This window comes from Shewanella litoralis (assembly GCF_009828585.1).
GTDB lineage: Bacteria > Pseudomonadota > Gammaproteobacteria > Enterobacterales > Shewanellaceae > Shewanella > Shewanella litoralis.
On record NZ_WSRZ01000004.1, the window covers coordinates 40,714 to 53,895 of the forward strand.

Annotated in this window: 9 protein-coding genes; 7 read left to right on the forward strand and 2 right to left on the reverse strand. The window is 41.3% G+C overall.

What is annotated here, in order from left to right:
* Window positions 1-23: 23 nt before the first annotated feature.
* The gene (gene aspS, locus GQA99_RS05195; protein WP_160052839.1) at window positions 24-1,799 is read right to left on the reverse strand and encodes an aspartate--tRNA ligase; all 1,776 of its coding nucleotides are present in this window, start codon (window positions 1,797-1,799) and stop codon (window positions 24-26) included.
* Between the two features lie 177 nt (window positions 1,800-1,976).
* Entirely contained in the window at window positions 1,977-4,766 is a 2,790-nt protein-coding gene (locus tag GQA99_RS05200; protein ID WP_160052962.1) for a transporter substrate-binding domain-containing protein, read from the reverse strand.
* Window positions 4,767-5,250: 484 nt separating this feature from the next.
* Here GQA99_RS05200 and cmoA point away from each other — a divergent pair, with 484 nt between their 5' ends.
* From cmoA to GQA99_RS05235, 7 genes are read left to right on the forward strand one after another with little or no spacing between them, the layout of a single operon-like run.
* Window positions 5,251-5,982: a carboxy-S-adenosyl-L-methionine synthase CmoA gene (cmoA, locus tag GQA99_RS05205; RefSeq protein WP_160052840.1), complete on the forward strand. Its 732-nt coding sequence runs from the start codon at window positions 5,251-5,253 to the stop codon at window positions 5,980-5,982.
* Window positions 5,979-6,971: a tRNA 5-methoxyuridine(34)/uridine 5-oxyacetic acid(34) synthase CmoB gene (cmoB, locus tag GQA99_RS05210; RefSeq protein ID WP_160052841.1), complete on the forward strand. Its 993-nt coding sequence runs from the start codon at window positions 5,979-5,981 to the stop codon at window positions 6,969-6,971. Before cmoA ends, cmoB begins: the two co-directional genes overlap by 4 nt.
* Window positions 6,972-6,996: 25 nt before the next feature.
* Window positions 6,997-7,770, forward strand: a complete 774-nt coding sequence (locus tag GQA99_RS05215; protein ID WP_160052842.1) for an ATP-dependent zinc protease family protein — start codon at window positions 6,997-6,999, stop codon at window positions 7,768-7,770.
* A gap of 8 nt (window positions 7,771-7,778) precedes the next feature.
* On the forward strand, window positions 7,779-9,287 hold the full coding sequence (locus tag GQA99_RS05220; protein WP_160052843.1) for an inactive transglutaminase family protein: 1,509 nt from the start codon (window positions 7,779-7,781) through the stop codon (window positions 9,285-9,287).
* On the forward strand, window positions 9,287-10,243 hold the full coding sequence (locus GQA99_RS05225; protein ID WP_160052844.1) for an alpha-L-glutamate ligase-like protein: 957 nt from the start codon (window positions 9,287-9,289) through the stop codon (window positions 10,241-10,243). The genes GQA99_RS05220 and GQA99_RS05225 overlap by 1 nt, the downstream gene beginning before the upstream one ends.
* Complete coding sequence (locus GQA99_RS05230) at window positions 10,206-11,984, forward strand: hypothetical protein (protein WP_160052845.1); 1,779 nt, start codon at window positions 10,206-10,208, stop codon at window positions 11,982-11,984. Before GQA99_RS05225 ends, GQA99_RS05230 begins: the two co-directional genes overlap by 38 nt.
* Complete coding sequence (locus GQA99_RS05235) at window positions 11,962-13,137, forward strand: DUF3541 domain-containing protein (protein WP_160052846.1); 1,176 nt, start codon at window positions 11,962-11,964, stop codon at window positions 13,135-13,137. The genes GQA99_RS05230 and GQA99_RS05235 overlap by 23 nt, the downstream gene beginning before the upstream one ends.
* Window positions 13,138-13,182 lie beyond the last annotated feature (45 nt).

Consider the following 13,182-nt stretch of genomic DNA (forward strand, 5'->3'; position numbering starts at 1 on the left):
CGAGTAATGCTGAACAATATTAACTATTCTTCAGTTTTTGCCTTTTCAATGACAGCGATACCTAGCTCAGTCAATTGAACAGGGTTAGCAAAACCTGGAGCGTTCGTTAACGGACACGCTGCTGTGGTTGTTTTAGGGAATGCCATCACATCACGAATGGATGTAGCACCCGTCATTAGCATAATGATACGGTCTAAACCAAATGCTAAACCAGCGTGTGGCGGCGTGCCATAACGTAATGCTTCCAATAAGAAGCCAAATTTCTCTTTCGCTTCTTCTGCCTCAATACCTAAAATACTGAATACCGTACTTTGCATTTCAGCATTGTGAATACGCACAGAACCACCGCCTAATTCACAACCGTTTAGTACCATATCGTATGCATCAGAAATAGCCGCCGCAGGATCGGCGGCTAATTCTGCTGCGCTAATACCGCGTGGTGCTGTGAATGGGTGGTGAACGGCATGGAAACCACCATTGATTTTCTCAAACATAGGGAAATCAACCACCCACATTGGGCGCCATTGGCCTTCAAGTAAATCAAAGTCTTCACCCGCTTTTAAGCGCAATGCACCCATGGCTTCGGCAACCACGTTGGCTTTGTCGGCACCAAATAAAATGATGTCGCCAGTTTGTGCACCGGTGCGGCTAATGATGTTTTTAGCGATGTCTTCAGATAAAAACTTAAGTACAGGAGACTGAATACCGTCCATACCCGCATCTAAATCGTTAATCTTCATCCATGCTAAACCTTTAGCACCATAAATGCCGGCGTACTTAGTGTAATCATCAATTTGCTTACGAGACAATGATGCACCAGTTGGAATACGCAGCGCCGCGACGCGACCTTCTGCATCATTAGCAGGACCATTAAATACCGCAAACTCTACATCTTTTACTAGGTCAGCAATATCGACTAATTCAAGAGGGTTACGTAAATCTGGCTTATCTGAGCCATAACGCTTCATGGCTTCTGCGTAAGACATACGCGGAAACTCACCTAGGTCAACATTGAGTAAGTCTTGAAATAAACCGCGCATCATTTGCTCAGTTTTTTCCATCACTTGTTCTGAAGACATAAAGGAGGTTTCGATATCGATTTGTGTAAATTCTGGCTGACGGTCAGCGCGTAAATCTTCGTCACGGAAACATTTAACAATTTGATAGTAACGGTCAAAACCTGACATCATCAATAATTGTTTAAATAACTGTGGCGATTGTGGTAACGCAAAAAACTGACCTTTGTATGTACGGCTAGGCACTAAATAGTCACGTGCGCCTTCTGGCGTCGCTTTAGTTAAAATTGGCGTTTCAATGTCTAAAAAGCCATTACCATCTAAGAAACGGCGCACTGCACTGGTCACTTTAGCGCGAAAGATTAAACGCTCAGCCATTTCTGGACGACGTAAATCTAAGTAGCGATATTTAAGACGTTGCTCTTCGCTGTTGTTTTGGTAATTGTCCATGCTCAACGGTAAAGGTGCTGACGCATTGATAATGGTCAATTGCTTACCTAGAATTTCGATTTCGCCGGTTTTCATTTGGGCATTGATTTGGCTATCGGGACGTGCACGAACCAAACCTTTGACCTGGACACAAAATTCACTGCGCAGTGTGCTTGCAACGTCGAAGACTTCTTTTAAGTCTGGATCATAAACAACCTGTACCAGTCCTTCTCTGTCGCGTAAGTCTAAAAACACAACTCCGCCTAAATCACGACTACGGTTAACCCAACCGACTAAAGTAACTTCTTGATCAAGATGAGACTTATTAATGTCTCCACAATAATGACTGCGCATTGAACTCTATCCTTTATCCACAAAGCGGTATTTTTGGAAATCGAAAACGATAAAAACGGCATTATATACCGTGACTCAAACTTATGCATTGCAGTATCAGTCAGTTTATGTGAATTAACCATACCTGCAGTGAATAAACCCGTTTGACTGACTGAAAAATCAACAAAACTTTTCAGCCTAATTCATTTTATATTGATGGCCACCAATTTTTTTAGCTTGATACATTAGTTGATCTGCCATCTTAAGTAACGACAGAGCCGTATCGGCATCGTCGGCATAAAAAGCGATACCGATACTGGCTGAAATATTGACAGTAATACCATCTATCATTGTTGGCTTTTTTAAGCTTAACAGTATGTTATCTGCTATTTGGCGTGCACTGCCTTTACTGTCGATGTTATTGAGCAGTAATACAAACTCATCACCACCGAATCGGGCAACCGTATCTGACTCTCGAACACACTTAGATAATAATATCCCTACCCGATGTAAAAGTTTATCACCAACATGATGTCCATGAAGGTCGTTAACAGCTTTAAATCCATCTAAATCAATAAATAATAATGCAAAACTTAATTTATCTCGCTGATGTGTTAATACCGCTTGCTGGAGTCGGTCATCGAGCAAACTGCGATTAGGCAACCCCGTCACATTGTCATGATTTGCCATAAATTTAAGGTTATCTTCGGCTTTAATTCTTTTATCAATCTCGATATTTAAACGTCGATTAGACATGAAAATAACCAGAGCAATAAACGATAAGATAAGAAAACCAACAATGAGTATTTTCAACCAACGCTCATAGCGCAACGTGTCACTGTTTAAGTCAAGAGCAACCCATTTTTGATAAATATTTTGCTGTACGTTTTCATCCATTGTGGCAAGAACGCGATCAATCAAGGGCACCAACTCTTTAACACCAGGAAATAAACCAATTCTGCTGTGTTGTTCGGTTAACTCCGCCACCAAAGACAATTTTAAGCTGGGGTATTGGCCACCTTTTAGAGTTGCCGCTAAGGTGGCAACTTGTTCAACAAACATATCGGCTCGGCCATTAATCACCGCATTAATACCCTCGTTGGTGTCGGCTACTACGACCAATGTTATACCTGGGTATTGCTGACGCAAATGATCAACTATGTGATAACCATCAACAACAGCTAGCCGTTTGCCCACGACTTGAGAAATATTAAAAATAGGCGGCTGAGTTAATGAGGTCACAATAGCCCAGGGTGATGGCCAATAAGCAGATGAAAAAAGAAGCGAGTTTTCCCTTGACGGTGTTTGAGCCATACTGGCAACCAAATGGATTTCGCCTTTTTTTAAATCATTCACCATTTGACCAAAATCATCATAAGCCACAGGGATAATGGTGAGATTAAGTTGTTTAACCAATAAATTCTTAATGTCGGCATTGACCCCCAAAAACTGGCCATTTTTACCTTGAAACTCCATCGGCGCCCAGTTTTTCAGGTAACCCATTTTAATGGCTCCAAGGCTGCTAATATATTGTTTCTGTTGAGTCGTTAATTTGATTTTACTGGCCCCCGCAGCAAAGAATCTATCGTCGGGGTTTATCAGCCATTTACGTTCAATTTGGATTTGCTCTTCGATTGAGATTAAATTAAAGCCTGCTTTAATTCGATCAGCTAGGCCACTGTCGTCAATGCGCGTGAGCGTATATATGTCGGTGTTAAATTCGATATTAGTATATTGAGTAAACTCAGCCCATAGCTTATTGGCGAGTAAATAATGGGAGGTCATGGCGGATGAAGACACAAAGCCGATAATTTCATCGTTATGTACCGCTTTAACCATTGCATCTAACGAATCGTAAAAACGTAGTTGCGCTTTTGGAAATGCACTTTTGACCTGGGCAATATAAGGTGCGGTAGGAAACACGCCAATCCGCATGGTGGATTGCTCAATATGATCAATATTTTGTTTACGACTGAAAAAGCGGCTTTTAACCGAAGTAATATGCCACGCTTGTTTCAGCCCAGAACGCATCTCTTTACTTTCAGGGTAGCCAATATGCACATCTGCAATACCGTTTTTAACATCATCAATTGTGGTATTCATGTCTCCAGTAATAAAGTCGATATTAATGCCAGTTTTTTTAGACCACAGTGTCCATAAATCCACTAACATACCTGTAGGCATACCATCAATGCCAACGTCAGCATAGGGCTCTACGCCATTTTGCATGGCGATGACCACTCCAGAGGTTTGCTTATGATACCCAAGCCAGCGTCGTTCAATTTGTTTAATCACGTTAGGTGAAATGAGTTCAAAACCTTGATTAATTTTATCGATAAGTGCTTGATTGCCTTTACTCACCGCAGGTGACAAGCCCACCTTTTTAATCAGGATACGAGATGAGCTGTAAAAATTAGCGGCAATATCTTGCTCTAATGCCACATTGCGTTGGTAACCTTCAATCCCTGCAAAAACAAATAAATCACCATTTGCCGTAGCCTGTAATAATTGCTCGCGGTTTTTATAACGCTTAAAACTTAATCTTGGTTCAAGTTGCTTGAGCATCACCTCATGTGAAGAGCCATCAACGATACCAATTTGATAAGGAATTAAGTCACTTATTTGTTTTTTACTGTTAAGGGATTTGTGCACGTATAGGTAGGTATTTAAGGTTGTAAATGGTTTTGCGAAATCGAAAACGCTTTGGCGCTCTGCGGTTTCTGCCATGCCAATATGTACATCAGCATGCTTTTGTTCTAGCTGTGTTAACGATGCTTGCCAATTACGGGCAACAAATTGAATTCGGGTATTGGTGATCGTTGACCACTCACGCCACATATCAACTAAAATCCCAGCGGCATTACCATGCTCATCTAAATACTCAAAAGGATAAGTGTCTTCGCCCATGACAATCACTAATGGCTCAGAAGAATGCGTTGTTGTTTCCGAATCCGCATGCACTGCAATTGCAGGCTGACACAATAGCATGACGATAAATGTCAGCACCCAAGATATTAATTTCAAGTTTTTTCCCTAATACTTTCTGTGTTGATCACTCAACAAGCTTGCTGGTTATGCGGTGAAGTCGCCCGTCTGCTCACTCAGATATGCCCATTTATTTTTTTTCTGAATACTGTCACGACAATCCAATTGTTATGTTTATGTGACGTAACTAAATAATATCATTATTTAATCGATGTTCGCGCTAGTTATCTCGACTAAATATGTTTTTGCTGTTTTTAACATCTCGCGCGAATGCTTAATAAGCGATTTAAAATCACACTGTAATCACTTAAGGCAAGAAAAGAGTGTTTGCTGTTCATATTAACAGCAATAAATATCAGCCTAAACCAAAAGTATTAACACAATGATGAACTATTTGAAAAAAAACTCACAAAATACCAGTAGGATGCTTGCTGCCATTCACCATGATTAGCTAAAATACAGGCTGAATTTTTTCACATAACAGCTCATGAACTCTCAACAAGATACGATTTACGCTCACGCCGCGGATCAAATCGCAGATTTTCAATTTGATCAGCGAGTTGCAGGTGTATTTAATGACATGATCCGTCGTTCTGTCCCTGGCTACGCTCAAATCATCAATACGATTGGTGATTTCGCTGATCGCTTTGTGGTCCCAAAAAGTAATGTCTATGACCTAGGAAGTTCGTTAGGTTCTGCAACATTGAGCATTCGTCGTCAAATTGAAGGCCGTGCGTGTCAAATTTTTGCTATTGATAATAGCCAGTCAATGATTGAGCGCTGTAAAGAAAATCTAGCGGCTTATGTCAGCGACACCCAAGTTAATTTATTATGTGCCGATATCAGAGACATCGAGATTCAACATGCATCAATGGTGGTTCTTAATTTTACGCTACAGTTTTTACCCATTAGCGATCGAGACGCACTAATTAAGCGTATTTATGATGGCATGTTGCCAGGTGGGATATTAGTCATATCTGAAAAATTGTATTTTGAAGACAATCAAATTCAACACTTATTAGACAGCCAGCATTTAAACTTTAAACGCGCTAACGGCTACAGCGAACTTGAAATTAGTCAAAAACGCAGCGCCCTTGAAAATGTGATGCGCCCAGACAGTTTAACGGTCCATCAACAGCGATTAACAGCAAACGGTTTCTCGCATTTTTCAGTGTGGTTCCAATGCTTCAATTTTGCATCAATGGTAGCGATTAAATGATTAGTTTTAGCTCTTTTTACAAAGACATCGCCGATTCTAACCTGCAACATTGGTTAGAAAATTTGCCGTCAATATTAGGCCAATGGCAACGTGACCATAAGCATGGCAATTTACCTAAGTGGGAAAAAGTGCTTAATAAGCTCAATTATCCACAACCTGATCATGTTGAACTCACGAGCAGCGTAACAATTGGCACTGGTGAGCAACTCAGTCCAGGTCAAACAGAGAAACTCAGCAATTTACTGGCGGTTTTTCAACCATGGCGTAAAGGTCCGTTTACCGTCCATGGTATTGAAATTGATACAGAATGGCGCAGCGACTGGAAATGGGATAGAGTAAAAGAACATATATCACCACTGAAGAACCGCACCGTATTAGATGTGGGATGTGGTAGTGGTTACCACATGTGGCGTATGTTAGGCGCAGGTGCTGCAAGGGTGGTCGGTATTGACCCGTCCCCCTTATTTCTGTGCCAGTTTGAAGCCATTAAACGCTTGGCCGGTAATCAACACCCTGTCCACTTATTACCATTAGGTATAGAAGAGTTACCGCCATTAGATGCATTTGATACGGTATTTTCAATGGGTGTGTTGTACCACCGTCGCTCGCCAATAGATCATTTATTACAACTGCGTGATCAATTGAGAATGGGCGGTGAATTAGTGCTAGAAACACTGGTTATTGATGGCGATGAAAACGCAGTGCTTGTGCCGTTAGACCGATATGGAAAAATGAATAATGTGTGGTTTATTCCCTCTGTTGCGGCCTTAATGTTATGGTTAAAGAAATGTGAGTTTACTGATATCCGTTGTGTGGATATTGATGTGACCTCACTAGATGAACAACGCAGCACCCAGTGGATGAAAAATGAATCACTCGTCGATTATCTCGACCCCAATGATGCCAGTTTAACCATCGAAGGTTATCCTGCCCCCAAACGGGCCATCATTATTGCGACTAAGAACCAACCGAATCACGATTTAGTTTAACGATTACTATTCAACAGGAATTGACATGTTAAAGCAGGTACTTGTTCTATCCGTTGCTGCGGCCTTAATATCAGGTTGTACAGCGACTCAAAAACCAATGACACCACCACTGACTAATGCTGAGTTGAATAGCAGTTTAGTGAATTCACAAACTGTCGTAATTGATGCCATTAATGCTCAATGTTCTCAACAAAGCGTTGAGATTAGTGCGTTGTCTGCTGAAATGAGAAAATTAAAAACGCAAGTCAGCACCGCAATGGCTGAACGACCAAAAACCATCGTTATGCCACCCCCTCCGGTAGCCAGACCCATTGCCATACCAGACCAATGTTCTGAAGCCACTATTGGTGAAAAGTTTTTATTAGGTGAAGTCGAAAGCGTCTATGTTGACGAAGTCAAAGCCAAGTTTGCTACCCGTATTGACACAGGAGCAGAGTCATCTTCGTTAGATGCACGAAATATCGTATTATTCGAGCGCGACGGCGTACAATGGGCTCGTTATGATGTGATGACCAATGGTATTGACCAACCGCCTAATACCTTCGAATCAAAAGTAGAAAAATTTGTTCGTATTAAACAAGACGTTGATTCAGAAGATGATCGTCGCCCAGTCATCCACGCGCATTTAAAAATAGGTAAATATTCAGCAGAAACAGATTTAAACCTTGTTGATCGAAGCCACCTAGACTATCCATTATTACTAGGTCGCAAGTTTATGAAAGATATTGCTGTCGTTGATGTAGGCCAAATCTATATCCACGGTAAAGCAAAAGACCAAATCACCACGTTAAATAAATAGGATCAGTAATGCATTCTCGTAAACCGTTTTACATCTTTGTTGCACTGCTATTTATCATTGGCATTAGCACAAGTATTTATCGTGGAATTGAGCACAATGTGCCTTTCTTGCCTGGTGAACAGGTTCAAAGTTGGGCTGTAGACGCCAAAGTCAGCTTTGTGGGTAGCAATCAACCGGCCGAAGTGAACTTTTCGTTACCTAACGATCCTGCGTTTGACGTGCTTGTTGAAAACGCCACATCTCCAGGTTACGGCTTAACCATTTCTAACGATGTGGCTAATCGTCGTGCTGTATGGTCAATTCGTGAAGCTTCAGGGCCACAAGCTTTATATTACCGAGTGACTTTAGTCCCTACCGGTAAATTAAACATTGAAGCAACTGAGGAACCTGTTGCGCCTGATGCATATTTATGGCCAGCAACTGAGAAATCAGCCGCAGAACAGATCACCGAAGAAGTATGGGGCCGCAGTGCAACTAACTTATCTTTTGCCCAACAACTGATGACGTTAATCAATGACACACAGCAAAGCCAAAACATGGCATTGCTTTTGTCGGCAAACACGTCTACTGATTTGTTTTTACACATGCTGCATTCTAAAGGTGTGCCTGCGCGCATTGTTAACGGCTTACAACTAGAAGATCAACGTCGTCGTCAGCAATTAACCTCTTATGTACAAGTGTACAACAAAGGCGAATGGGTGTTATTTGACGTTCCTAATAACAAACAAGGCCGTGATAACACTCTAGTGATATGGGAATACTCAGGTCATTCAGTATTGGATGTAATGGGTGGTATTAACTCGCAAGTTAATTTCTCTATGCTACAAGACACACGTTCAGCATTAGCGACCTCAATCGACATGATGATGAATGATAACGCGTGGGATTTCTCGCTATATCAATTACCACTTGAAGAGCAAAGTTTATTTAAAGGCATTTTGTTAATCCCAATCGGGGTGCTAGTGGTGGTGTTTTTGCGCGTCATCGTCGGCATTAAAACATCGGGAACGTTTATGCCCGTTCTTATTGCCCTAGCCTTTATTCAAACAACGTTACTGACTGGCTTGATTGGTTTCTTACTGATTGTGGCATTTGGATTAATGATCCGCTCCTATCTGTCCACCCTCAATTTACTGCTCATATCCCGAATATCCGCGGTTATTATTGTGGTGATATTTATTATTGGTTTATTTACGCTAATTTCATTCAAGTTGGGTTTAAGTGAAGGATTAACCATTACCTTCTTCCCGATGATCATTTTGGCATGGACTATCGAACGTATGTCCATCCTGTGGGAAGAAGAAGGTCCTAAAAAGGTATTCGTTTCTGGTGGCGGCAGTTTATTTGTTGCAACCCTAGCCTACCTAGCAATGGACAATCAATTAGTACAACATTGGGTATTTAACTTCTTAGGTATTCACCTAGTGATTTTGGCGCTTGTATTAGTCATGGGCCAATACACAGGTTACCGCTTAACAGAGTTAAAGCGCTTTAAACCATTGGTTGGAGAGAAATAATGAAGTACGCCTGGCCTTGGGAATTGAGCCGTAGCGGTGTACTGAATATGAACAGGCGCAATATTAGCTATATTGGTCGGTATAATCAGCGTAAATTTTACAAACGCGTTGATGATAAACTGATCACCAAGCAGCTTGCGCTTGCCAATAACATTGCGGTTCCTGACCTGATTGGTGTTGTCCATGAACAACACAAAATTCAAGAAATTCCAGCCATGGTCAGTGACCGTACTGGTTTTGTTATCAAGCCAGCTAAAGGTTCTGGCGGTAAAGGTATTTTGGTGATCACCAAAGTGAACAATGGCTGTTATTACAAGCCTAATGGCCACGAAGTGACTCACAGTGAAATTTACCGACATGTGTCTAACATTCTCAGTGGATTGTTTTCTCTGGGTGGTAAGCCTGATGTGGCGATTGTTGAAGGCTTAATTGAATTCGACCCGGTATTTGAGGGCTTCAGTTATGAAGGCGTTCCCGACATTCGCTTAATCGTATTTAAAGGTTTCCCTGTGATGGGTATGTTACGTTTATCAACTGCAGCATCAGATGGTAAAGCGAACTTACACCAAGGCGCTGTGGGCGTTGGATTAGATATTGCTACGGGCAAAAGCTTGCATGCTGTGCAGTTTGACCTCCCTGTTGATAAGCATCCGGATACCCACTTCCCGCTGTCGAACATGACTGTTCCACATTGGGAAACCTTGCTTCATACTGCATCAAGTGCTTATGAAATGTGTGAGCTCGGATACCTTGGTACCGACATGGTGTTAGACAAAAACAAAGGACCCTTACTACTTGAATTAAATGCCCGTCCAGGGTTAACCATTCAAATTGCTAACGGTAGAGGCATTTTACCTCGACTTAAACACGTAGAAGCCATGAAAGGCCCTGCGATGTCAGTTGAAGAACGCGTGGCTTATGCTAAAAAGCATTTCTCTAGTAATCCTAAGTTTTAGTTTATTGGCCACAGCAAATGCTGTGGCCAATCCGTTGGCACTGTTTGTAGAACAGTGCCTTCAATACAAACCTGACTTAACCTCTTTAAAACAAGAACCTGTTTCCTCAAGTGTAGTCAACGCCGTCGAATTTGAAAAACAAACCCTTGCCCTGAATAACATTAACGACCGTATTCAATACTACCGCCCTTTTGCTACTGACTCATTGAGCAAACAAGGCTTATTGTGGTGCCAATTGCATTTAGCCGATGAGCTTTATGAATTAACTACAGCCAAGCAAACTCAACAGCTTATTGACGTATTGCAATACCAATCAGCACCTTATAATCAATTGGCTGAGCAACTCAAACACATCAAAGACAGCCAGTGGAGTTTGACTGAAAAATCAAAACTGCACAGCGCCCAGGCTACCGTCAATCAAGCGTTGTCCGAACGTCAATTACAGATGCAATTCAACGATGAACAATGCTTATTAGCCAGTCAGTCTGTCATTGATGAGAATACGCAACAAGCTAGCACCAACATTGATATCCACATTGCTAAATATTTACTTAAACAACCTAACGCAAAATGTCGTCAACAAGCTTGGGTTGCTTATCAATTGCGCGCTAAATCCAAATTACTTACCGCTATGTCTTACATTCATGAATTACAGCAGCAAAGAGCAATCGAACAAGGTTATCTAAACGCGGCAGAACTTGCGTTAGCGCCCTATGATCTCACGCCTGCAATGCTTAATCGATTTTTGGATACGCAAACCAAGTCAATCGGCATAGCGCCCTGGGATATAGCGCAGGCTTTATTCCTCACTCAAAAAGCGGCCCCGATTGAAGTGGTGTCTAGCCAAGATTATTTATCGCAATTATTTGATCAGTTAATACCACTGGGAATTCGCATTGAATATATTGCTCAGCAAGACACTGTAAGTGATTCAAAAACCGATAACATCAATATTATTAGAATATGGCATCAGCAACGTTTGTTAGGTGAGATATACACTTACCCGCTCTCGCAACAGCAACCTCAGCAGTCATCGAAATCAGCCTTATCCATTAGCGGCCAGCTCATCAAGCAAACTGTAATCGGTCATCAATTTGGCCAATATGCTCTGAGTTTCCCTGCAATATTGACGACACAAAAACAACAACAAAAACTGATTGCAGCACTTAGCGATGCCATTGTGTCTTTGGCGCAAGGTGGACAATTTTATTTGCTCGCCCATAAAACTCAAAATAAACAACAGCACGCGATTGCAAGTTTATGGTTAAGCCATTATCTGACTCAATTACAACCATTTTCAGCCACTTCAGAACGAGAACAACTCGCACTTCAATATCAACAACAAATGAGAGTGTTTAGATCTAAAGTCGCGCTCCATTATTATCAATTTTCAGGTAATTTAGATAACAGTGATTGGCTAGCATACAACACTGAATTGTCAGCAGCGTTTGCCGACAGTTTTGGCCAATCGTGGCCGAGTGCCACAGATGCAATATATAGCTTCCAAGCTATTGCTAATGAAGGGATTAGCCATTATCTTCCATTATGGCAAGATGCAGTGGCGCAATTGATTATTAGCCAAAGTGCAGCCCAACATTCGAGCCTAGATATTTTTAATCTGTTGATTGTTAATGAAGCGTATTTACCTTTTAACGATCAACTTGAACAGCTTATCGGCTCACCAATAGACCCACATTCACTTATTTGGAGATTTAAACATGCTAGTACTGCGCAAGAGTAAAACACTCTCGTATCTAATATTGTCAGCTAGCTTATTAAGTAGTGTGGCGTTTGCAAAAGAGTCGATTGAAACTGTCCCGCACAATTTAACCGCAGACCAGGTTTATCAAGGAATTAAGACAAACTTAGAAAGCAATCTTTATTCGCTACCGCCTCGAGTACAAGGCCACTATGCGATACGTCAATATCGTATGACCGGTGAAGCTAAATATGCCAATGGCTCGTTAATTGATCTGCTAACCATTGCCGAACAACAAGCTTTTTATAATTGTAATTTAGATAAGCCCGGTTTCAGTAAGGCTGAATCTCAAAAAGAAGTGGCAAAAATCAAATCGGGAATACGAGGCGATGCGCGCAAGTTAGCCATTGCCCCCTACCCTGAATTTATGTTTTATAGCGACATATTACTGCGCTACGCAAGTCGTGTGGATGAGTTTGGCTTTAAAGGACCATGTCATGATTTAATGATAAAAACCCTTAAAAATGCCGATTTAGCTCCCGCGTTAACAGACAAAAAAATGATCAAAGCCTGGGCCGCACAATTAATTAACTATGTTTTTTGGGCCAAACAAATGGGCGTAGGTGATTATTACTCTGCCTATAAAAAAGCGTTTATCAACGCCTATCCTGATAATGAAGATGCCAGCCTAGACAAGAGCCAGTATAAAAATAAAATATACGGCATGACCCACTTTATTTTTGCCGCCAGCGGATACTATCAACGCCCTGTCAATGCCAAAGAATATCAATGGATTTTGACTTATTTTGAAAAAAACATTGATCGCATTTTAAAAGACACCACAGAAGATATTATTACTGAAGTGGGAATTGGTTTCTTAATCACCGGCAATGGCAATAATCCTGTCGTTGATAAAGTCAAAAAACACGTGATTGCGGCTTACAATCCCAAGTTTAAGATGATCCCATCACCAAAAGGTGAAGCTAATTTGTCTTCTGGCGAACACCGAAACGTATTAGCCATGATGCTTCTGCATTGGCCTGACACCTTACATAAAGGGCCATATTTGAACAATATTTCAAGCACTAAACGTTATCTGCCTAAGCTTGTAACACCCAAAGATGTTACAACTGAGGCCAATGTAACTATGAATAATGTAACTATGACGAATGTAGCTAAGGCGAATGTTCACTAATCTGTGGTTCATGTAACAGTTTGATGTGCAACAAAGCCAACGGGT